The organism is Pedobacter folensis (genome assembly GCF_056490665.1).
The window spans coordinates 862236-885720 of record NZ_JBWJIF010000003.1; the positions used below are offsets into that span (position 1 = coordinate 862236).

A 23485-nucleotide genomic window follows, 5' to 3' on the forward strand; every position below is an offset into this window, starting at 1 on the left:
TGGTTAATTTAAAGGTTCTACAGTTTCAGCAACCTCTACTTGCGATTGCACCAATTGGAAATATTTTCCCTTCTGGGTCATTAATGATTGATGATTACCCATTTCTACAATAGTTCCTCCTTGCATAACCACAATCTGATCGGCTTTGCGTATCGTACTCAAACGGTGCGCAATAACAATAACTGTTTTCTCTTTAAAAACCTGGTCTAGGGCATCAACAATTTTCTTTTCATTTAGCGTATCTAAACTATTGGTTGCTTCATCAAAAAATAGATAATCGGGATTTTTGTACAAGGCTCTCGCAATTAAAACCCGCTGTTTTTGACCTCCGCTTAATCCGCGTCCTTGTTCTCCCATCATGGTTTGATAACCCAGAGGCAAGGCCTCAATTTCAGAAGCAATATTTGCAGTATCCAATGCCTTTTTAAGCCTTTCGTAATCTATTTTTTCATCATCCAGAACTACATTGTTTAAAATAGTATCGTTAAAAATTTTTCCATCCTGCATTACCGCTCCACATTTATCCCGCCATTGTTTAAGGCTAATATTATTGACATTCATATTGCCAATTTTAATATCACCATAACTGGGTTTGTAGAGGCGCAACAGCAATTTCAATAAGGTTGATTTTCCACTTCCACTATCACCAACAATTGCGGTTACTTTACCCTCTGGTATAATCAGTCTTACACCTCTTAATACCGGATTAGAAGTGGGGGTATATTGAAATCCCAGATTGTTAATAACCAGGCTTTTGTCTTGTGGTAAATCAATGGGGTTTGTTCCTACATTTTCGGTTTCATCTTCAAGCTGATGGATTTCATTTAAACGCAAAAACGAAATCTGGGCAAATTGAAATGAGATAATAAACTGGATAAACTGTACCACAGGTGCATTTAACATCCCGATGATAAATTGTGTGGAGATCATCACTCCGAATGTCATTTCGCCACTTATTACTGCTTTAGCACAGAAGAAAGTAATAAAAAGATTTTTTAAATTATCTATAAACTGGGCACCTAAATTTTGAGTGTTGGTAACGCTTAAAACCCTTAAATTAACCTGGTACAACCTCGCCTGAATATCTTCCCATTTCCATCTCTTTGGTTTTTCGTAATTATTGATTTTGATATCTTGTATACTCGCAATTGTCTCCACCCAATAACTTTGGTTTTTACTAACCAGCTCAAAATACTCCCAGTCTAACTTTTTTCTGAGTTTTAAAAAGGCCATAACCCAGGCAACATATAGGATACTACCAATCAGGAAGATCCAGAAAATGACCGTATTATAAATGAGCAAAATGATACCAAATACAATGAATGTTAGCGTAGAGAAAACCATGTTCAGAGAGTTGTTCATGATAAAACTCCTGATGCGTTCATGGTCCTGCGCCCTTTGTAAAATGTCACCAGTCATTTTGTTCTCAAAAAACGTAATGGGCAACACCATTAATTTGATCAGATAATCAGAAATCAAAGCTATATTTACCCTTGAGGTAACATGGAGCAGAATCCAATCCCTAACCATATTACTCAGCAGTATGCTTAAATAAATGGCAATGTTTGCAATCAGCACTACATTAATAAAGTTAAGATCGTGCGTTTGTATCCCAACATCGATTACTGCCTTGCTAATAAAGGGCAAAAATCCCTGCAAAATGGTTACCAATAACATTACCACGAATAAATTGATAAAGCTTTTTTTATAGGGCCTGAAATAATTTAAGAAATTATAAAAGGTCTTGCGGCGATCTATTTTTTCATTAGCCTGCCTTTCGTAGAAATCTGCCTGAGGCTCAATAGCCATTAAAACCAGTTTTTCCTGCTCTTCGCCATAGCCTTTTTTTATGGTTTTTGAAGCGAATTCGTCAGATTTGTAGCTTACATAACCTCTGGCTGGGTCGGCAACATAAATAGTGCCCTGACTTAAATCTAAACCTTTCTTTGCTTTCGTTTTATAAACAACAACAAAATGGCTGTTATCCCAATGAACAATGGCTGGTAAAGGAATTTTATGCAGCAGGTCTTCAACAGTACATTTTATCGAAAGAGTACGAAGTCCGATGGCCTCACTGGCATGACTTAGGTCTAAAAAAGATACTCCCTCTTTAGTAATACCACATTTATCCCGCATATATTGCAAAGAATAAAATTTACCATAGTATTTGGCAATCATTTTCAAACATGCAGGACCACAGTCCATCATGTCCATTTGTCTGTCCAACGGAAATCTAGAGATTGGCATTAAGTAGATGTATAATTAGCTTACTAACATACCCATAAAAAAATGTTCAGCCTAACTAACTGTTCTGCTATTTTAGCGCAAACGTTTGATTATTCCTGCTTAAAAGGCCCACTGCTTTCTTGTTCTCATTTTTAATTTCCCGCATTTGTATAGCCTACTCAAAATCTCGTCGTTTAAATATTTCTATAAAATATAATTTTCAGTTTTGTTAACATTTCTTTGGGGATTAGAAAACCTTGCTGTGTTTGATTGGAGCGGTTTTTTCTGCCTTTGAAGTCGATATATCGCAGAGGTTATAAACAAAGATTTTAACGCGCAGATAACAAAATTTGTTCTCCTAAAGTTAACTGCTCGGTAACATATTTAAAACTCAAACGTTTGCGCTAAAACATTTTCATCATTATCAGTTAATCATCAGTAATTTGGATCAATAAAATAAATTATACACACAGAATGAAGAGAAAATTAACCATTTTATTTACATCATTATTTATTGCGGGGCAAATCAGTGCACAAGATCTGCCTTCCGAACTGCAAACCCCCGAAGTGGTTTCAGTAAACCGCTTGCCTATGCGGGCATCGGCTTTTGCTTTCGAAAATCAAGATTTAGCTACTAAAAGAGCTAAAGAAAAATCAGAATATTTTTTATCATTAAATGGTACCTGGAAGTTTAACTGGGTAAAAGATCCACGTAAAAGACCTACAGATTTTTACAAAGTAGATTTTGATGATAAAGGCTGGGATAATTTTAAAGTACCTGCCAATTGGGAAACTAATGGTTATGGTACCCCAATTTATGTAAATCAACCTTACGAATTTGCTGGCCGCCAGCTAACAGGTGCAAAAATGAATCCTCCATTCGATATTCCGGTAGATAATAATCCGGTAGGTTCGTACCGGAAGAAAATCAATATTCCGGCTAACTGGAGCGGTAGACAGGTGTTTATCAGCTTAGGTGCTGTAAAATCTGCTTTTTATATCTGGGTAAACGGAAAAAAAGTGGGTTATAGTGAAGATAGTAAATTGGCTGCGGAGTTCGATATTACCAAATATGTTAAACCTGGCGAAAATACCATCGCACTGCAAGTGTACAGATGGAGCGATGGAACCTATTTAGAATGCCAGGACATGTGGCGCATATCGGGAATAGAGCGCGAAGTTTATTTATATTCAACACCAAAATTAGATATCCGCGATTTCAAAGTTATTGGAAATTTGGATGCTACCTATACCAACGGATTGTTAAATGTAGATTTAGCGGTAGAAAATTATAAAATCGATCAGCGTACTAACCATAGTCGCCCGGATAGTTTTTATGTAGCGCTTGATTTAGTTGATGCTAAAGGAAATAATGTCTGGAAAGATGCGACTACCATTCAAAAAGTATTAGGCAATTATAAAACGGATCTTTCTTTTAAAACACAGATCAGTAATGTGAAAAACTGGTCAGCAGAAATCCCTTATTTATATACACTTTACATCACTTTAAAAGATAAAAACAATAAAATAATCGAGGTAATTCCACAACGCGTGGGCTTCCGTTCGGTAGAAATTAAAGGCAGCGATTTATTGGTTAATGGTAAACGTGTGTTTTTAAAAGGTGTAAACAGACACGAGCATAATGCCACACAAGGCCATACTTTAACCCATGCCGATATGGAGAAAGATATGGAAATGATGAAGAAACTGAATGTAAATGCTGTTCGTCATTCTCACTATCCACCCGATCCTTATTGGATGGAACTTTGCGATGAATATGGTTTATACGTCATCGACGAGGCCAATATCGAATCGCATGGCCGTTATTACAGTTTGGAAACGACTTTCGCTAACGATAAGCAATGGCGTATTCCTCATCTTGAACGCATTACCAGAATGTACGAGCGTGATAAAAACCACGCATCGGTCATTACCTGGTCCTTAGGTAACGAAGCGGGTAATGGTGTTAACTTTTACGAAGCTTACCAATGGCTTAAAGGAAAAGATTTCCGTCCGGTACAGTACGAAAGGGCAGAGAGTGATTTCAATACCGATATGATTGTTCCGCAATATCCTTCGCCAAATTATCTGCCACGTTATTCGAAACAGGATAAAGAAACCCGTCCGTTTATTATGAGCGAGTATGCCCACATTATGGGTAACAGTTTGGGGAATTTTAAAGAATATTGGGATGCCATTGAGAACAACCCTAAACTACAGGGCGGTTTTGTTTGGGAGTGGATAGATCAGGCAATCGATACCGTTAAAAATGGCAAACGCATTATGGCTTATGGAGGAGATTTCCCGCTAAGCGGCCCCGTTGACGAAAACTTTAGCGACAACGATTTTTGTGTAAAGGGCGTAGTTACGGCCTACCGTGGCATGACACCAATGGCTGTGGAATTGAAAAAAGTACATCAATATATTAAAACTACTTTTAACGGCACCAAGCAGATTAATGTAAACAACAGTTATTTCTTTAAAGATATCAGCAATGTACAATTAAACTGGGAATTGGTTGAAGATGGGAAAGTGATCCAGAATGGGGTAGTAAGTAACCTGAATGTTGGCGCACGCCAAACACAGATGTTAAGCCTGCCATTTAAAACGAATTATGCTGCAGGAAAAGAATATTTCTTAAACGTTCATTACCGCTTAAAAACGGCTGAACCATTTTTAGAAAAAGGTTATGAAGTTGCTTACGAGCAGATTGCATTAGCAGGTACGCCAAAAGCCAATGTTTATAGTGGCAACAAGAAAGCTTTGAAGGTTGAGCAGACAGCAGAAAAAGCGGTGGTTAAGGGAAGCGATTTTACCATCACTTTCGATTTAATTAAAGGGACGTTAACAAGTTATGTTTCTAAAGGACAAGAATTACTGGCTTCTGGTCCACAGCCTGGATTTTACCGTGCACCAACTGATAATGACATCGGTGCAGGTTTAAACACAAAACTACGCATGTGGCGTAATGTATATCAGGATAACAATACAAGTAATATTAAATCAACTATAAATTCAACTGCTGATGGCTTTACCCTAACTGTTAAATCATCTTTACTTAAAGGCGATGCGGAAACCACACAAGAATTTAATGTATCCGCTGATGGAACTGTAAAAGTAAATAATCAATTTAAAGCAGTGACAGGCAACTACAAAAGTTTAATGCGTATCGGTAACGATTTACAACTGAAAAACGATTACAGCAATATCCAGTGGTATGGTCGCGGTCCGGGCGAAAATTATGTAGATAGAAAAACGGCTTCGTTAATTGGTACTTATAAATCAACGGTTTCTGATCAGTATTTTCCTTATGCACGCCCACAAGAAAGTGGTAATAAAACCGACGTACGCTGGGTAACTTTTACCAATAAAGCTGGTAAAGGCTTACGTTTCGAATTTGCCGATCAGTTGCTGAATTTTAATGCATTGCCATATTCGGTAGAAGATTTAGATCCAGAGGCCGAGAAAAAACAATATCACTCTGGCGAACTGGTAAAACGCAACCAGATTTATGTGCACATGGATATGCAACAATTAGGTGTTCAGGGGATTGATAGCTGGGGCTCTATGCCATTAATTCAGTATCAGATCCCGTTTAAAGATTACCAGTACAGTTATTATATCAAACCGATTAAATAGTAATGGATAATGTAAAACGGATGATGGAATTAAGATCATCCGTTTTACGTTTTTGATAGACCATACCATTCAAAAAGACTAATATTTATGAAATTGAAACTAACGTTTCCGATGCTATTAATTGGTTTCACCGCTCTTGCTCAGCAACCAAAATTAGCGGTTACACCACCAATGGGCTGGATGAGCTGGAACATCATGTCAGAAAATCCGAACGAGAAAGATATTAAAGAAATGGCCGATGCCATGGTTACCAGTGGAATGGTGAAAGCAGGTTATCAGTATATTTTTTTAGACGATTGCTGGCAGGGTGGCCGCGATAATAAAAACAAAATCATTGCCGATCCAAAGAAATTTCCCTCAGGTATAAAAGCCCTGGCCGATTACCTGCACAGCAAAGGAATGAAACTGGGCATTTATTCTGATGCTGCCCCTTTAACCTGTGGTGGTTATACCGCAAGTTTAAACTTCGAAGATCAGGATGCTAAAACTTTTGCCTCTTGGGGGATAGATTATTTAAAATACGACTATTGCAACGCACCAGAAGATGTGGAAACGGCCAAAACCCGTTATGGCAAAATAGCACAGGCCTTACGCAAATCGGGTAGAGATATTGTATTAGGTATTTGCGAATGGGGCCCACGCGAACCCTGGAACTGGGGTGCACAGGTTGGCGGACAGAGCTGGCGTACCACTTACGATATCAGAGATAAATGGAATGATGTAGAAGGTAAAGGTGGGGTAGGTATTTATAACGTTGTTGATAAAACCGCAGGATTGGCCAGCTTTTCAGGTCCGGGGAGATGGAACGATGGAGATATGCTAGTGGCAGGTTTACATGGAACAAAAGGCCCTTCATCGGCTTTTAATGGCAAAGGCTGTACCCAGGCTGAATACCAGAGCCAGATGAGTTTGTACAGTATGCTTAATTCACCTTTATATGCCAGTTGCGATATCCGTAAAATGGATAATGAAGCAAAAACCATTTTTACAAATGAAGAAGTAATTGCTTTAAACCAGGATGCTTTGGGTAAACAGGCCGAAAGAAAAATCAAAACGGATATCTGGGATGTTTTTGTTCGCCCTTTAGCCAATGGCGATTTCGCCATAGCGATTTTAAATAAATCGATAGCTGCTCAAAATGCAAAGATAAATTTTGCCGAATTAGGCCTGACTGATAAATACGAGATCAAAGATTTATGGCAACATAAAGTAATTGGCAAAAATAATAAATGGAATGGTGAGGTAACTGCTCACGAAACCAAGGTTTTCCGCTTAAAGAAAGTTTAACACCTTAAATAACAACAAACCAAGCACAAAATGAAATCACTATTATCCCTTGCATTAGTCGCAACTGGCTTAAGTGCCTTTGCTCAAGATGCTGCTAAAGACCCGGCAACAATCGTCATTACACCACAGCACACCCTTTCTAAAAACGACACTGCTTTTAGAAAAGCCATTGCCAAATGGAGTGATGAAACCTTAAAAAGTACCGATTATAAGAATATCAAAGCACAACCATCTGCTGAGGTTTTTCCAGGCGCAGTAAAAGCGGGCTTTCAGTTCGTAAACAAAACCGTAAGCATTGAGCATAAAAAAATGGCCGATAGTTTAGTGTCTATCGTGTCAACCCTGGGCTACTCTGGTTATGATAATGCGACCATGTACAGTACGGGTTTATATGCAAAAGCAGGCGAATATATCGAAATCGATGTGCCTAAAAATACCAATATAAATGATTTAGAAGTGCAGATTGGCGCACATAGCGATCGTTTAAACTATTGGGTAGCTGGTAAGGAAGATTGGCGCAGAATGCCAATTATCACCAAAAAACAGCAATTGGTAATTGGAAAAAACAGATTGGCCTCGCCTTTTGGTGGACTGATTTATATTAATGTTAAACCTAAGGCCGAAAGTAGAAAAATTGACTTCAAAATTAGTCACGCCGTAGCAGCTCCTCTTTTTGTATTGGGAAAAAGCACGCAAAGCGATTGGGAGAACCAATTAAAGAATAATAAAGCGCCCTGGGGCGAAATGGCCACTGAAAATGTGATTTTAACCTTGCCAGATAGTGTTTTGCAAACCATTAAAAATCCTGAAGAGGTATTAAAATTATGGGATTTGGTGGTACTGGGAGAACTGGACCTGGCCAATATGCCAGCGCCATTTTACAGGGCTCAACGGATGGTACCAGACGAGCATATTGGTGGAGGATACATGCACAGTGGTTATCCGATCATGATTCATCATTCACCATCGAGAAAAATGCTTTCAAACGAAATTATGGCCAACCCGGAGTTATTGATGAAACCAAGCAAGGGCGGTGCAAACTGGGGCTTCTTCCACGAAATTGGCCATAACATGCAAAACCTGAACTGGGTTTTTGGTGGCACAACCGAAGTGAGCAATAACTTCTTTTCGATTTATATGTTCGACAGGTTAATGGGCGGAAGAGACGATTCGCATACTGGCGTATCGAGTGCAAATACACAAAAAATGATGAAGAAATACTTTGCTGAAGGTGCCAGTTATGAAAAATGGAAAAGCGATGCATTTTTAGGTTTGATCATGTTCCGTCAAATGCAGGAAGGTTTTGGATGGGAAAGCTTTAAAGCCTTTTTTAAAGAATACCAAAAAATCGGACCAAGTATTGGCAGGTTAAATGATCAGCAAAAACGCGATTTGTGGGTTAAAACGTATTCTAATGTGGTGAAAAGAAATTTAGCTCCATTTTTTAATACCTGGGGAGTTGGCATAAGTGAAGAAACGCAGAAAGAATTAAGCGGGCTTCGTGCCTGGAAACCTTATAATTTTCCTCCGGTAAACTAGCCGTAACCATTTTAAATTAACTCAAATCAAATCGTAATGGCAGTAAGTAGAAAAATTGCTTTAAACACAAGCGAGCAAAGTGGTAATCAACTTCATATTTATGAGGTTAATCCGATTATTTTTTATTCTGGCGAAGCAGATGAACTCAATATCGAGCTTTTAGAATTTAATCATGGAGAACTGATTATTAAATCGCTATCAACCGCCATTTTAAAAGTGAAAGAGTTGATCATGGAAGATGAAGCGTTTATCATCAAATGGAAACAGAACGCTAAAGGCTTAAGAATTACCCTGCCTGATGGATTGATCAATGATGGAAACAGGGAAAAGTGTACGTTAAAGATAAAGTTTTAATTATTGAAAGACTTCCGAAATTTCTGTGCTCATTTCATAGTTAAACTTCGGAAGTCTTTGTTTTTAAGCCGCATAGGTCTTAGCGGATGTAGCGTTTTTATTTTGATTCCCGTTTTAGGTTAAAATAAACAACAATGAAACGGACGCTATTTATTTTATCTTCAATTGTACTGATCATGAGTTTGATCTGGGCTTGTACAGATCGCGAAGAACCCATGCAAAATGTCGATCAGACAGAATTAGAAGCGCTTTATAAAGATATTGAGAAAACCGCACAGCAGTTTACCTGTGAAAATGCAGGTGAATGGAAATTTACTGCGATTGGATCTAAAGCTTGTGGTGGCGCAGCTGGTTACATAGCTTACTCTGTAAAAATAGATGAAAGCACATTTCTGAAAAAGGTAGAACAATTTACCAAACTACAAGCCGATTACAATAAAAAATATGGTGTATTTTCTGATTGTGCTTTGGTCATACAGCCTAAAGGCGTAACCTGCGAGAATGGTAAACCTAAATTTACTTATTAATTAGCTTGAAGACGCTATCGGTTGATAGCTCACCAACCGAATTTTATTTTTTATTGTCTCGTAGCGCGTTTTCGAAGTATTCGGAAATGCGCTTTTTTAATTTTACAACAGTTGTCCCGTCGTTTTCGGGATCAGTATCGCCATTAATCACGGTCTGCGTCATTTCAATAAAATTTTTCCTCGCATCTGGTGAAAAACCTATTTTTTGTAAAGTTTCATCCCAATCTTCACGCGGAATCTGTTTTGCCTTTACTTCTTGTCCCAGCACCGTAGAAAATGCTTCAGCTACATCTGCTGAACTTAGCTTTTGTGGCCCAACGATTTCATAAACTTTAGACTCATTCTCCTTTTCTAAAACCTCAGCTACAAATGCAGCTACATCCATCGGAGAGATCATAGGTAGGGATAGGTTGGTTGGATAAAAGGTAGGCAGTTCTCCACTCTTTTTAATTGCAGGGAGTTGAGCCAGCCAATTGCTGTAATAATAAGCTGGCCTGACAAAAATCTGTGGAATAGCCAAATCTTTAAAAGCGTGTTCCAGCATGTACGACATTAATAAATTGCCTGTACCTTTAGGATATTGTGCGCCAATGGAGGATAAGCCTACCACTTTTTTAATTGAAGATTGACTGATGGCTTGATTGTAATTCTCCAGGATCGTTTTGGTTTCGCCGAGTACATCTTTATTTTTTCCTGTTTCAGGTGTTAATACGAAAAGTGTGTCGCCACCATTAAATGCTTCAATTAAAGAATTTAAATCCATGGCATCGGCAATGGCCACTTCGGCTCCTTTTGCTTTAATTGCTGAAGCTTTTTCGGGATTATGGATAACGGCTTTAACAGGTAATTTTTTAGCCAATAAATGATCTACAATTACTGATCCAACCTGACCAGACGCGCCTAAGATAACGTACATAATAAAATGATTTATTTACGAGCGTTTGCTTATCTAACAAGAAACCAAGAAACTTGGTTTCAATTTTTTTAATTTTGATGCTATCCCCCCGCGCGAACCAGCTTAAACTTTCCTCATTTCAAAAGAGAAGTCAAGTTTCGTAGCAGGGTGGCTATTTAAACTTGACTTCTCTGGTAAGCTATTATTTTCTCACCAACTGAAACTTTCTCATTTCATCTATCAAAAGAGAAGTCAAGTTTATTAGCGGGGTGGCTATTCAAACTTGATTTCTCTGCGATTAACTTATCTTATTTAATGTGTTCTCTAATGAAATTTTGAGGGTTATAAAATCGTTCATTTAGTTGTGTATTATTAAAAGTTAACCAGCTTGCGCAGCCATAATCATCAAATTTTTTCCTGATTTCTAAATGAAGATGGTGATAATCGCCACCGTATTTTTTACTTTCCTGTGGTGTGAATAACCTGGCCAGTTTGGTATTCTGATCAACATTTTGACCGTTACTTACATAAACTTCTTTCAGATGTTTGTAGCTGGTAAACATGATTAATCCGTTGGGCAGTTTATGTTTTACCACAACTGTACGTTGGTTTTCGCCCAAATGCACAGAGCAGACTATTCCGTTGGCCATGGCGTAAACATTAACCAGTTTCGCTTTAGGCTGAGCAGGGTTAATATCGATAGCCGTATGGATATGGCCTTTAACATAACTATCCCGATGATCGCCAAAAATGCTAATGATTTTGATGTTATTTATTTTTTTACGGTTGGCTACATCGAAAGGAAGAAACCAGTTATCGGCTGTTTTTGCAGGTGCGGTATCCGTATAATAGGGTTTCCAGCGGTCGCGGTCTTTCTCTATTGTCGGGCTTTCAAATAAAAGTGTTGTTAAAAAAATCAATAATAGTACTCTCATGCTTTAAGAATTTGTAAAGCAAGATAATGATTTTATCAATATAAACTATTTTTATAGTTTAAAAAAGAGTTGTCAACTTTTATAAGCTTTCGCCGGAAAGTTGACAACTCTGATTACAAACGACGATTTATTTTTTTTCGTGGTGTCAGATGTTACCATCTGACTGCACATTATTCGTCATTACTCGGGGACGATGAAGATATCATCTCACAGAAAGATCGTCATCTCGACTGGAGCGAAGTGAAATGGAGAGATCTATTCTTTAGACTTAGCTATGCTGAGCATTTCGTGATTCATGACTGCGTTGCACTCCGCTCGAAATGACGATTCTTACCTGATATTATTTTAAAACTACACCATCACATTTTCTTTCAAAGCTTCTGCTGCGGGGTTAACCAATGTACCAATCAATTCAGGAACTGGAACATCGGTGCTTTCGCTGTAACCGTGTGTTAATAATCGCACTCTATTGATACAAACCCTGATAAATTCAGGTACAAAAAGATCAAATTTTTCGAATTTAGGCGCAAGCTCTGGGTTTTCCTGTTGAAATTCTAAAATTACATCTGCCACCTGGCGCCAGAATTGCTTTTCGTCCAATCCAACATAACTGTGAAAAATATTGCTGAGGTATCTGAAAACAGCATCAAATATTCCTGAAAGGATAAATAAAGGTGCCAGCTCGTCATTAATCTCCCTTAAAACATCGACCAGATCATTCGGTAATTTTGCTTTCGATTCTTCTGTTAATACAATTTCTTCTACAAAATCTTTAATGATAATGCGTTCGGGCACACCGTTTTTCATTACCAAAATCGTGTTTTCACCATGTGGACTAAAGAAAAAAGCATGTTTGTAAAAAATCCTTAACACTGGTTTTAGATAAGCCGATAAATAGGCATTTAACCAGGTTTCTGCATCCAATCCTGATTTTTCGATCAGGGCCTCTACCATGCTTTTGCCATTGTCATCTACATAAAGCAGGCTGGCCATGGTCATGATATTTTCGCCTTCCAGCAAATAGTTTTCGGCACTTTCGCGCCAGATGGCCCCTAAAAACTCCTGATATTGGTATGGTGAACCCGGTATTTCACTGTATTGTGGATGGGTATAGGCCACTGTAGCCACTTCACCCAAAAGCACTACGCGGGTCTTTTTTAAATACTCATCACCCTGAAGCATGTCTTTTGCCCACTGGGTTACCTTTGGTGCAATAGCGAGTTTTTTAGGTGAAAGTCCTCTGAAAATAGAGGTGTTTAAAATCGAAATAGCCGTTTTTACATAATGTCTTTTGGGTTCGCTCACATTAAAAAAGGTGCGAATGCTGTTTTGGCACATGTATTCATCAGTACCCAAGCCAACCGGTATGATTAAATTATGGGCAATGTCATGTGCCAGTTGTAATACGATTTTATTGTTCCACTGCCATTCGTGAACAGGGATAAAGAAATAATCTTCAGGCTGTAACTGCTGTTGGATGAGTACCTGATTAAAATCGTGAACCTGCTTTAAACTGAGTTCTTCATTATAAAAAGAAAACGGAGAAATACTTTCGATACTTTTAAATTCTGCTCTTGTTTTATGTACCGCTAACCAGGCCAGTTGCGTTCTTTGAGCGGCTTCAGGAGCATATCTGCCCTGATCGCTATGGTTAAAACCTATGCGTCCTTTGTTAATGGTTGCCCAGGGATGCCCATCCATTTGGTGTTCGATGGTCTGGTAATCCGAATTAGCCAGCTCATCAGCACTTAACCTGCCTTTTTCATGAATATAAGCATCGGCATATAACGTATTTAAGGTTTCTTCTACAAAATGAGCCAAAGTAAATGGTTTAATCCCAAAGGTTTGCTGTAGTTCGGTATAAAAAGCAGGTGCATTGTTTACGGTTACACTTTCGCCATTTACAAATTTTTTGATGCTCTGTTTGTCGATGTGCAGGTAATCTAAAGCGCGCTGCTGACCTGAAAAAGTATAATAAATGTCTTCAGTATCGGTAGCCAGTCGAAAATCGGAAATACCTTGTTCATTGGTATTGATCAGTGTTGGTTCTGCTAATTTTTCGTGCATCAGTTCCACGATCGACTTTGCAATATAGTTTAGGTTTACTTTATCCCAAACTTCCTTATTTAAGGGTTTAATGTGATTGAAGTTGTTGTAGTTCATGGTATTTGTTTTTTTAAATGTTGGGTTAGTCCGGATTTGTAATCTGGACTTTTTGTACTCCGGATTTCAAACTCGGTTCTCAACGGTCGGGATTACAAATCCCGACCAACAATAATGTATCATAATTATAAATTGTCATCCTGAGCCTGTCGAAGGACCTGTTTAAATGCCTCTCAAGGCGTTTCGACTACTTGTCCCGATTCTTCGGGAAGCTCAACGTGACAAATTCGAATGAAATTATAACTTATGATACAACCTGTTTCATACTCCGGATTTCAAATCCGGTTCTCAACGGTCGGGATTACAAATCCCGACCAACGTGACAGCGCTGAATTAACTTAATCTTCTGATAACTGAAGCTCAGCAATAGACAATTCATCTACCTGTATTTTATCTGCTACACTAAACTGCTGAAAGGCAATCCGTTTTTCAACATGGTAGATTTCGAAACCTAAAATGGCATTGATAATGGAGGCATTGCGATAAGCACCCATGCCCAGATCAGGCGTTACAAAACCGTGCGTATGCAATTCAGCGTTTTGAACAAAGATTTCGTTTCCATTCACATCAATAGCATAGTTGCGGTGTACCTGGAAAAGCCCATCAGCATTGCGTGTGATGCGATCGTTTATTCCTGATAAGAAACCCGGCTCATTGTACTTGTAGCCAGTTGCCAGTACCACAAAGTCAGTATCCACCGCAAAATCCTTTTCACTTTCGGTGTGGTAAAGTTCAAGCTGGTATTTGCCATCGGTGTTTACCGTTAAATTATTCAACTGGCAGTTGGGCATTAGTTCGGCATTGATTTTTTCGCCATCAACACTCAGCTCGTAAAGTTTATCGAAAATCTGGTTAATGAGATCAAAGTTTATTCCCTTAAATAATGAGTTCTGTTTCGCTAATAACTGTTTGCGTTTTGCATCATTCAAATTATAAAAATGATCTACATATTCAGGCGAAGTAAGTTCGAGTGTCAGTTTCGAATACTCCATCGGGAAAAAGCGGTCTGGCCGAGTAAACCATTTCAGTTTCAGGCCATTTTCAGTTTCAGGCAAAAGATCGTAGAAAATTTCGGCAGCGCTTTGACCTGAGCCAATAACCGTTACGGTTTTTTGCTTCAACAGCGTTGATTTAAATTTTAAGTATGCTGAAGAATGTATCGCATTTTGATGCTCAGCCGGATTGATAAAACCAGGCACTTTAGGTGCAGTTCCTGTACCAAGCACGATTTTTTTAGTCAAAATGATTTCTCTGGCACCGGTTACCTGATCAACTTTTTCTACCTGATAAATGCTGTCGATATAATTTATGCTGGTTACTTTCTGCCCAAACAGGCAGTTTTGCAGATGATTGATGGCCCATTTACAATAAGCATTATACTCTTTACGCAGCACAAAAAAATCTTCTCTGATATAAAATTTATAGAGGCGATCTGTCTGTTTAAGGTAGTTTAAAAAACTGTATGAGCTGGTTGGATCGGCCATAGTAACCAGGTCGGCCATAAACGGGACCTGTAAAGTCGCATCACTCAGCATCATACCGGGGTGCCAGTTAAATTCGTCTGCCTGATCTAAAAATAAGGTCGATAAACTGCTGATGGGCGCACATAGCGCCGCTAAACCCAGATTGAAGGGGCCTATGCCGATTCCTACAATGTCGTATATTTTTTGATTCTGCATTTAAATTTCCTCCGTTTCAAATTCTGATGATTTAGCCATAGCATAGGCCTTTGCTTCAGGGAATTTTTCCCAGTACCAATCACGGTAACAGAAGGTAAGGTTGGCCATTTTATAAGGCATTTGGATCACTTTTTCTAATTTAAAGCCCAGTCGGGTTACAAAAATGTGCATCGCACGACTTTCAACAGCGGCTTCACCAATGCATTTACCTACTTCAGGTTGTTCAAAAATGAAATCCATTAAAGCCTGACCGGTTTCGAAGCTGAATTTTTTGTCCTTATCTGTTGGCGCAATCAGCAAATGTGCACCATAATCGGTAGTTAAAGCCTCGTAGCAGGCACCTACACCATCGCGCATAGGCCAGTAGGGCTCTATGGTAAAGGTGGGTTCACCATTTATTTCACCTATAAAACTGTGTGATGAATCGTTTGGTAATAAAGTCCTGTAGAATAACTCCAGACCTCTGATTGGTCCATCCATCTTCCAGATCGGTTTGGCATGTTCCTGATTAAACCAATCGTGAACCATTTCCAGGTCGCGGTCGATATTAAACGGACGGATGTTGATGGTTACATTTTCTTTTGGGAAAAACCTGCTGTAAAGCACCTCTTTGGTTCGTGGTTTGATCAGGTTTTCAGAGAAGAAATATTTAGATAATGGATTCGGGAAATCACGATAGATAGCTGGATTATCGATAGGGGCACTGGCCTCATCGATATTGCAGAGGTTGGTTAAGAGGTTGCCTTTTACTTCCCAGCTGCGGCGGTTGATGATATAATCTACCAAACCGGTGGTGTCACTGTTTTCAAATTGTTTAAATTCCAGATAAACGAGATCAATCAAAGTTTTCTCATCAGCCAAATTGTTGCTGGCTATGGCATTTACTACGCCCAAAATATTGTTGATGAGCAGATAATAGGTGAGTTTAGGAATGATATATTCGTTTGGTACAATAGAACCACTTTCGGCCGCAATTCCCGGATATGCCTTTTCCAGTGCTTCAGCTTTGGCGTCGCTAAAGAAAAAGCCCTGATTATCCCTGAAGTAAAGTTTGGCTGGATAATAATCTTTATCCAGTTCTACCATCACATTTTGCTGGTGAAACTCAAAAGCCATCCCATAATTGTTATAAAGGCCCACAATCGGCGCTACGCAAAGGTGCAGGTATTGTTTAAACCAGTTTATTGCGGTATGTGCAACCGTTTTGTTTTTACTGATCGCTGCTTCTTCAATCAGGTTTACCATTCTTGGCTTTTGGCCTAATAGAGTATCCTGGCAAAGTGCCGCTAACAAGGTGACATTTTTTTCTGTTCCTTCTCCTTTAAAAGGATTATGCCTGATGCTGATGTTAAAACCATCAATGGTTTCACCTTTATAATTTACGGTGATAAAGGCAGGATCGGTAATAAATTCAATTTCCGGGTACTCAGCTTTGGCTGCTTTGCCATATGCTGTTTTTAATAATTTACTCACATCATAACCGCGGTGAAGCTCCCGAACCAGGTTAACCCGCTGTGAGTTGGTTATTTTTACATGCAATGAAAATTTAAGCATCCAGTCGCTCGATGCATTATAAACTGTTCTTACCGAAGATGTTGGCGTGTAGAATTCTCCAAAATGTCCGAGATAGAACAGCAGCTTTTCTTCCTGCATCGCTTTTACCTTAGGCAGGTTAAGCAGGTATTCGGCTTCCCACGGGTGCATGGGTACCACTTTATGATTGGGGTGTTGATCGAGTAAATTAATGATTTCAACATTATTGCCATCTAACAATTCGATTCTGAAAAGATCGGTGATGTCGAAACCTTCCGCATTTTTCTCCACAATATTTTCTGCTGCGATCAGGAAATAGGCCAGCTGGAAACGACCCTGGGTTTCTGGCGAATATTTAAAAAGTTCTTCTTTATTGTTAAAACCCGATCTTCCTTTGGGAAGCGGATGTGCATTGTGGCCTAAAAACAATGATTGCTCTGCCTCAATAAAATTCATTTTGGCGAAATTTACAGGCCTGCCATTCTGTTTAAAGAACGATAAAAATGCTTCAAGATTTTCTACACTATTCGCTAAACGTTGTTTCACCAGACCGGCATCAACATTGGGAAACGCTTCAGCACTAAACTGTATGGCCAATTCCATAAACCTGTAAATGCTGATCGGACTAATGACATCTGTAGCAACATTACGTTCGATTATTGGGAAATTAAATACGTGTCTGCCACTATCGGCATAAAATTTTAAAGGTGCATATACTTCGAAGCCAATAGCTGTAAAATCGAAGCGGATATGCAAGCGGTCAGGTTTGGTAACCAAATAGTTTGCTAAAGACTCATCGTACTTAGGTATGCCTAAATAACGGTTCCAGTTATTAAATTCTCTGCAATAACTGTTTAGGAGTGCATTAAAATTAGTTTCTTCTGAAATCTGCTGAAGCCTGATTGAGTCTAACGTATTCGTTTCCATGTTTTTTAATGATTTTAATAATGTTTTCAATATCGCTGATGGTAGTAAGCGGGTTAAGTAGGGTAAATTTGAGGTAGAATTGCTGGTTAATCTTGGTGCCCGCAACTAAAGCTTTTCCTTGATTAAACATTGCTTTTTTGATGTACTGGTTCATGGCGCAGACATCTAACTGTACGTTTTTAGGACGGTAGCGGAATACCAATGCACTGATGTCTGATTCGTTCATCAGCTCGAAATCACTATCAGCATGTAACAGATCGGCAATTTTGGCTGCGGTTTCGATAATGGTATCAAAATAACCGCCCAATTTGTTCCTGCCCATCATCCTAAGGGTAAACCAGAGTTTTAACGCATCAAAACGTCGCGTAGTTTGAATCGATTTGTTCACCTGATTGGGTAAGCCATCCTCGTCATGATCTTTAGGATTTAAATAATCAGCATGGTGGGTAATCAGGTTGAAAAAGTTTTTATCACGAACCAGGAAACCACTGCTGCTTACCGGCTGGAAGAAAGATTTATGGTAATCAACCGTAACCGAATGGGCCAGTTCGATCCCATTCAACAAACTCCGGTATTTATCTGTTAGCAGTAAACCACAGCCATAGGCTGCATCGATGTGGAACCAGGTATGGTATTTTTTGCTGATAGAAGCCAGTTCTTTCAGCGGATCAACATTGCCGAAATCGGTAGTGCCTGCAGTGCCGACAATGGCAATAGGGATGTTGCCCTGAGCAATTTCCCGCTTAATGGCATCTTCTAACAGAACGGTATTCATCCTAAAGCTGCGATCAGTTTTAATCTTGATCACCGATTTTTCACCCAAACCCAAAAGGGAAGCATTTTTCTGAATACTGAAATGTGCTTTTTCAGAAACAAAGATTCTGAAACGGGAAGCTTCCTGAGGTAAGCCTTCTACTTTAATGTTGTGGTTTAGTGCCTTAATGGAATAATGATCGCGGGCCAGTAAAAGTCCCATTAAATTACTCTGCGTACCACCGCTGGTAAAAATACCGTCGGACTTTTTGCTGTAACCAATCTGGTCGCAGGTCCATTCAATTAGTTTTTGCTCAATTAATGTACCGCCTGCACTTTGGTCCCAGGTATCGATTGATGAATTGATGGCCGAAATCATCACCTCAGCAGCTACCGCCGGAATCACAATCGGGCAGTTTAAATGGGCAATATAAGCAGGGTGGTGGAAGGCAACCGCATGACTGGTGTAAAGCTGTTCCACTTCTTTAAGCAAGGCATCGTAATTATCGTGCGTTTTTTCAAATTCAATCGAATCAAACAGCGGTCTTAATTTCGAGGGCGATACACCACTAAAAGGTTGTTGGTTGTTGTTGAGGAATTTTTTTACCGCCTGGGTAACTTTTCCTACCGCATGGAGGTACTCTGCTTCATTTTCGTGGTGGAAGATTTCCTTGGTCGGACTTTCCGTAAGGAAATCAATTAATTCATGTTTTTCGAGGTCTGATGTAAACATTAGTTTTTCAATTTTTCAAAAGATTAAGGTTTAAAGGCTATAAAATACCGGGCCTTTTAAGCCGATATTTTTTATTAATAAATCTGGTTATTGAGAGATTAGCGTGAGCAGTTTTTTTATCGATAATTCCGACCGCTAAGGTATATTTTTATTTAGATTGATTAAAAATAATATTTAAAATATTTTTAACACATTGTTGATAAGTTGTTTACGGAGTACTACTTAACCGTTTTAGTATCCTGTTCAACAGAAAATTAAAATATTTTATTTGGATTTGATCTAAATAAATGATTGCTTTGCGCAAAAAAAATAATAGTAAATGAAAAATCTATACTTAATTGCAATCCTTGTTTGTGGATTTATGTTAACAGGTAAAGCACAAACTGTTACCGGAAAGGTAATTGGCGAAACTGCTCCGCTTGCGGGGGCAAATATTAAAGTCGAAGGCAAAAATGCCTCGGCTACAACTGCTGCTGATGGCAGCTTCGAGTTAAAATTAACCGAAGGTGCTTACAAATTACAGGTAAGTTATGTAGGATATACAACCATACTGCAAAAAGTAAGTTTGGCTAAAGACCAAACGGTTAATTTAACCCTTTATTTAAGCCCTACTTCCAATATGCAGGAGGTGGTGGTGGTTTCATCACGTAAACCGACCAAAATCAGCGAGATACCAGGTACAGTTTGGGTTGTAGACGGTGCAAAAATTCAGGAACAAGCCAGAGCAGGGATTCCGCTTAAACAAACATTGGCGCAATTGATCCCGAGTTTGGATGCTGGTCCGGAGGGACGTACGAATTACGGCCAAAACCAACGCGGCAGAGATGCATTGGTGATGATTGACGGCGTATCGTTAAACAGTACACGTGGTGTAAGCCGTCAGTTCGAATCGATAGATCCTTTCAACATCGAAAGAATAGAGGTATTGTCTGGAGCAAGCGCCGTTTATGGCGGTGGTGCAACAGGTGGTATTATTAACATTATTACCAAAAAAGGGCAGGATAGTCAGCCAAGTTTTACGACACAAGTTGGTGTACGCAGTGGTTTGAAAGAAAAAAGTGACCACGATGTACGCGTAGCACAAGCGATTTCAGGCGGGAGTAAAGATTGGAACGGACGTATCGGTATGGCCTTCCAGAAAAATAACGCAGCCTATGGCGCAGATGGAAAACAGATTTTTACTGACATAACACAAACTGACTTACAGTATAACCAGTCCTTCGATTTTTTCGGAAGTACTGAATTTAAATTGACAGATTACCAAAAACTATCGGTGAATGCCCAATATTACAATTCGGGTTACCGTGGTGATAAAGACCTTTTCCTGGGTACAAATTATGGTGGATTACTGTCAAATCCAGCACTTTTAGAAATGAGAAATGGTTATTCAGCAGATGTTGACCCAAAAACCAGCCGGGCGAATATCAATGCCAATTACCAGGCCAGCGACATTTTGGGTGGACAAACACTTTATGTACAGGCAGCGGCAAGAAATGAAAAATTCAGCTTTCACCCATTTCCGGGACAGGCGGCAATACCTGGTGTGCTTTACAGCGGATCATCTATCCAAAACACGAATTATAGTGCGTTAAAACTCGTATTGAATAAAGATTGGAACCGATTGAACCTTACTTATGGAATTGATGCCGATAATGAGAATTTTAATGCCCAGCAAGCGCTGTTTGATAGAACAAAAGCTGCTACATCTGGCGGTTTAAACAATACTACAGTAGCGACCATTGCCCGTTATCCAAACTTTAGGGTGAATGGTTTATCTGGATTTTTACAAGCTCAGGTTAAAGTAGCCGATTTTTTAACTTTATCAGGAGGAGTGCGCCAGCAACGCATGTTTGTTAAAGTTGGCGATTTTGTGGGTACTGCTGCAGCGGTGCCTCTGGCCTATGGTGTGGGTAGAACGGCTACTGCTATTGCAGGTGGAGAAAACCATTATGATGTGAACTTATTAAATGGTGGTTTGGTATTTAAAATCAATGCCCCTCAACAGGCCTGGGTTAATTTTTCACAAGGTTTTAACCTGGCTGATCCGGCAAAATATTATGGACAGGGTGCTTATACTTTAGCTGGCACCAACTGGAATTTAGGTAACTCGATTAATGTTGCAAGTTCTCCTTTAACCGGTATCAAAACAGAACAGTACGAAGCAGGTTACCGTTATCGCACAGGCGTATTTAATGCACAGGTAGCTGGTTTTTATGCCTTATCAGATAAAAATGTGAAAACCAACAGCACATTCAATATTGAAGTTTTTGATGAAAATGTACGGAATATAGGTGTTGAAGGTTCATTATCGTTAAACCTGCAAAATGGTTTCGAGGCTGGAGTAAACGGTTTGTATATCAAAACCCAGAAACAAAATGCTGATGGTACCTGGTCTTTACAGGATGTAACGGTGGCCAGTCCGTCAAAAATTGCAGGTTACCTGGGTTATAACGGAAAAGTATTCGGTTTAAAAGCACAGGCTTTTCACTCGTTTGATTCGAAAGGTTATGCAACAATTGCAAATGTTGCCGTACAGAATGAATTAAAAGGCTTCACCACGGTTGATTTATTAGGTTCGGTAAAATTATTTACCGGAAGTTTATCCTTTGGGGTACAAAACCTGTTGAACAAAAACTACCAGACTATTTGGAGTCAACGCTCACAGTTTTTATATCAATCCTTAGCGAAGAAAGAAACCTTTTATTATGCAGGCCGTGGCCGAACGTATAATTTAACGTATACGCTTAATTACTAGGCTAAATTTATCGGTCGTCATGCTGTCCCGAAGCTTCGGGATCAGCATCTTTTTGCAAGATAGACCCTGAAATGAATTCAGGGTGACGGATTAAATTTTAAACAACAAATGCCCCAAATAGGGGCATTTGTTGTTTACTTCCGCTTCAATTCAATTACCGTAATCTCCGGCCAGATACCAATCCGCCCCGAAAAGCCTAGAAAACCGAAGCCTCTGTTTACATTCAAGTACCTTCCGTTTTCGGTTTTAATGCCCGCCCAATGTTTATAACGGTATTTTACAGGACTCCATTTAATCCCAAAAGCTTCGATCCCAAACTGCATACCGTGTGTATGTCCGGCCAGCGACAGCTGGATTTTCGAAGGATAATTTTTTACCTGCGCATCCCAATGCGAAGGATCGTGTGATAAGAGAATCTTGAAATCGTTAACAGCTGTATTTTGCAGGGCTTTATTCAGGTCACCGCGCTCTCCAAAACCGATTCCCCAGTTTTCTATTCCGGCCAGTATAATTTTCTCGCCATTTTTATGCAGTTCCACATGCTCGTCTAATAAAAGCTTAAAGCCAAGTTCTTTATGATAAGCTTTTAACTGATTTAGATTCTGTATTTTATCTGCTTCTGTAGGCCACTTGATATAGTCTCCATAATCGTGATTGCCCAAAACCGAAAATTGTCCGAAGGGTGCTTTGATTTGTGAAAAATGGCCGATATAGGGCACAATTTCAGAAGAAGCATTGTTGACCAAATCGCCGGTAAAAACAAACAAATCGCTCTTTTGGGCATTGATCATGTCGATACCTTTTTGTACCGCTTTAGGATTGGTAAAACTTCCCGCGTGTACATCCGATATTTGGGTTAGCGTGAAACCATCAAAACTGGCAGGCAGATCATCAAAGTATAAAGTATGTTTAATTACGCGGTAAGCATATTTTCCCTGGGTAATGCCATAAGCAAATAAGGCAATGGTTAAACAGAACATTACAAAGGCAAAATCAACCCAGTAATTGCTGCGGCCTAAAATATGGAAACCTTCTGGCTGAAAATTAGTCGAAAGACCTAATAGCAAGCGGTAAACATCGCCCAGAAGCAGAAAAAAGGCAAACACAATTTCTGCGGCAAAAATGATCAGAAAGGCATGGCTGATGATCTGGAAGAACCTGTTCATACCCTGAATCCGCATCTGCTGAATGGCGTAAAGTAAAGCGAAAGTTAGTCCAACAATAAAGACCCAGAAAATAGGACTAAGCCAGGTAGATTGATTGATGGTACCCAGGCCAGATAAAACATAGGCGTTAAGGGCAAAAAATATAATTGCAACGATTAGGAGCGGCAATAGATTGAGTTTTCTTTTCATTGTTAAAAATCTGTAATTCAGAATATAGGTAAAAGTAGAATTTAAACGCTGATAATAAGCTACTGTTACGGTTAGCGATTATTTTTACGCTGGTTTGATTAAAGCAATTATCGTTATTAAGCCTTATATTTATCAATATCATAGTTTGTTGAATTAAAATCAACTTCCTGTTGCATATTTTATAA

The 23485-nt window shown here is 39.2% G+C and carries 14 protein-coding genes; 6 read left to right on the forward strand and 8 right to left on the reverse strand.

What is annotated here, in order from left to right; genetic code table 11:
• Positions 1–3 precede the first annotated feature (3 nt).
• The gene (locus tag AC04QZ_RS18320; RefSeq protein ID WP_478358936.1) at positions 4–2247 is read right to left on the reverse strand and encodes a peptidase domain-containing ABC transporter; all 2244 of its coding nucleotides are present in this window, start codon (positions 2245–2247) and stop codon (positions 4–6) included.
• 453 nt (positions 2248–2700) lie between these two features.
• Between AC04QZ_RS18320 and lacZ the strand changes: the two genes are divergently transcribed.
• The 5 genes from lacZ to AC04QZ_RS18345 all read left to right on the forward strand — a co-directional run bounded on the left by lacZ (position 2701) and on the right by AC04QZ_RS18345 (position 9572).
• Positions 2701–5865 carry a beta-galactosidase, LacZ type gene (lacZ, locus tag AC04QZ_RS18325; RefSeq protein WP_478358937.1) on the forward strand — a complete coding sequence of 1055 codons (3165 nt, stop codon included), beginning with the start codon at positions 2701–2703 and terminating at the stop codon, positions 5863–5865.
• Between the two features lie 87 nt (positions 5866–5952).
• Entirely contained in the window at positions 5953–7152 is a 1200-nt protein-coding gene (locus AC04QZ_RS18330; RefSeq protein WP_478358938.1) for a glycoside hydrolase family 27 protein, read from the forward strand.
• 30 nt (positions 7153–7182) lie between these two features.
• Positions 7183–8691 (forward strand): M60 family metallopeptidase, encoded by a 1509-nt coding sequence (locus AC04QZ_RS18335; protein WP_478358939.1) that lies wholly within the window; start codon positions 7183–7185, stop codon positions 8689–8691.
• Positions 8692–8727: 36 nt separating this feature from the next.
• Positions 8728–9045 carry a hypothetical protein gene (locus AC04QZ_RS18340; protein ID WP_086545353.1) on the forward strand — a complete coding sequence of 106 codons (318 nt, stop codon included), beginning with the start codon at positions 8728–8730 and terminating at the stop codon, positions 9043–9045.
• Positions 9046–9179: 134 nt separating this feature from the next.
• Positions 9180–9572 carry a hypothetical protein gene (locus AC04QZ_RS18345; protein ID WP_478358940.1) on the forward strand — a complete coding sequence of 131 codons (393 nt, stop codon included), beginning with the start codon at positions 9180–9182 and terminating at the stop codon, positions 9570–9572.
• 43 nt (positions 9573–9615) lie between these two features.
• Here AC04QZ_RS18345 and AC04QZ_RS18350 read toward each other — a convergent pair whose 3' ends face one another.
• From AC04QZ_RS18350 to AC04QZ_RS18375, 6 genes are all read right to left on the reverse strand, one after another.
• On the reverse strand, positions 9616–10488 hold the full coding sequence (locus AC04QZ_RS18350) for an NmrA family NAD(P)-binding protein (protein ID WP_478358941.1): 873 nt from the start codon (positions 10486–10488) through the stop codon (positions 9616–9618).
• A 287-nt stretch (positions 10489–10775) separates the two neighbouring features.
• Positions 10776–11402 (reverse strand): M23 family metallopeptidase, encoded by a 627-nt coding sequence (locus AC04QZ_RS18355; protein WP_478358942.1) that lies wholly within the window; start codon positions 11400–11402, stop codon positions 10776–10778.
• A gap of 351 nt (positions 11403–11753) precedes the next feature.
• Positions 11754–13565: an IucA/IucC family protein gene (locus AC04QZ_RS18360; RefSeq protein ID WP_478358943.1), complete on the reverse strand. Its 1812-nt coding sequence runs from the start codon at positions 13563–13565 to the stop codon at positions 11754–11756.
• Between the two features lie 338 nt (positions 13566–13903).
• Complete coding sequence (locus AC04QZ_RS18365; RefSeq protein ID WP_478358944.1) at positions 13904–15244, reverse strand: lysine N(6)-hydroxylase/L-ornithine N(5)-oxygenase family protein; 1341 nt, start codon at positions 15242–15244, stop codon at positions 13904–13906.
• Positions 15245–17704 carry a GNAT family N-acetyltransferase gene (locus tag AC04QZ_RS18370; RefSeq protein ID WP_478358945.1) on the reverse strand — a complete coding sequence of 820 codons (2460 nt, stop codon included), beginning with the start codon at positions 17702–17704 and terminating at the stop codon, positions 15245–15247.
• On the reverse strand, positions 17649–19190 hold the full coding sequence (locus AC04QZ_RS18375) for a pyridoxal phosphate-dependent decarboxylase family protein (RefSeq protein ID WP_478358946.1): 1542 nt from the start codon (positions 19188–19190) through the stop codon (positions 17649–17651). The genes AC04QZ_RS18370 and AC04QZ_RS18375 overlap by 56 nt, the downstream gene beginning before the upstream one ends.
• Before the next feature lie 319 nt (positions 19191–19509).
• On the opposite strand from AC04QZ_RS18375, the gene AC04QZ_RS18380 reads away from it, so the two are divergent.
• Entirely contained in the window at positions 19510–21945 is a 2436-nt protein-coding gene (locus tag AC04QZ_RS18380) for a TonB-dependent receptor (RefSeq protein ID WP_086545360.1), read from the forward strand.
• 134 nt (positions 21946–22079) lie between these two features.
• Here the strand turns inward: AC04QZ_RS18380 and AC04QZ_RS18385 are convergent, their stop codons facing one another.
• On the reverse strand, positions 22080–23300 hold the full coding sequence (locus tag AC04QZ_RS18385; protein ID WP_478358947.1) for a metallophosphoesterase: 1221 nt from the start codon (positions 23298–23300) through the stop codon (positions 22080–22082).
• Positions 23301–23485: the final 185 nt, after the last annotated feature.

What these genes read in the sequence shown, in the direction of transcription:
- AC04QZ_RS18345 (WP_478358940.1), top strand. Translation starts at nt 9,180, where the DNA reads ATGAAACGGACGCTATTTATTTTATCTTCAATTGTACTGATCATGAGT.
- AC04QZ_RS18360 (WP_478358943.1), bottom strand. Translation starts at nt 13,565, where the DNA reads ATGAACTACAACAACTTCAATCACATTAAACCCTTAAATAAGGAAGTT.
- AC04QZ_RS18385 (WP_478358947.1), bottom strand. Translation starts at nt 23,300, where the DNA reads ATGAAAAGAAAACTCAATCTATTGCCGCTCCTAATCGTTGCAATTATA.
- AC04QZ_RS18365 (WP_478358944.1), bottom strand. Translation starts at nt 15,244, where the DNA reads ATGCAGAATCAAAAAATATACGACATTGTAGGAATCGGCATAGGCCCC.
- AC04QZ_RS18380 (WP_086545360.1), top strand. Translation starts at nt 19,510, where the DNA reads ATGAAAAATCTATACTTAATTGCAATCCTTGTTTGTGGATTTATGTTA.
- AC04QZ_RS18355 (WP_478358942.1), bottom strand. Translation starts at nt 11,402, where the DNA reads ATGAGAGTACTATTATTGATTTTTTTAACAACACTTTTATTTGAAAGC.
- AC04QZ_RS18320 (WP_478358936.1), bottom strand. Translation starts at nt 2,247, where the DNA reads ATGCCAATCTCTAGATTTCCGTTGGACAGACAAATGGACATGATGGAC.
- AC04QZ_RS18350 (WP_478358941.1), bottom strand. Translation starts at nt 10,488, where the DNA reads ATGTACGTTATCTTAGGCGCGTCTGGTCAGGTTGGATCAGTAATTGTA.
- AC04QZ_RS18370 (WP_478358945.1), bottom strand. Translation starts at nt 17,704, where the DNA reads ATGGAAACGAATACGTTAGACTCAATCAGGCTTCAGCAGATTTCAGAA.
- AC04QZ_RS18340 (WP_086545353.1), top strand. Translation starts at nt 8,728, where the DNA reads ATGGCAGTAAGTAGAAAAATTGCTTTAAACACAAGCGAGCAAAGTGGT.
- AC04QZ_RS18375 (WP_478358946.1), bottom strand. Translation starts at nt 19,190, where the DNA reads ATGTTTACATCAGACCTCGAAAAACATGAATTAATTGATTTCCTTACG.
- lacZ (WP_478358937.1), top strand. Translation starts at nt 2,701, where the DNA reads ATGAAGAGAAAATTAACCATTTTATTTACATCATTATTTATTGCGGGG.
- AC04QZ_RS18330 (WP_478358938.1), top strand. Translation starts at nt 5,953, where the DNA reads ATGAAATTGAAACTAACGTTTCCGATGCTATTAATTGGTTTCACCGCT.
- AC04QZ_RS18335 (WP_478358939.1), top strand. Translation starts at nt 7,183, where the DNA reads ATGAAATCACTATTATCCCTTGCATTAGTCGCAACTGGCTTAAGTGCC.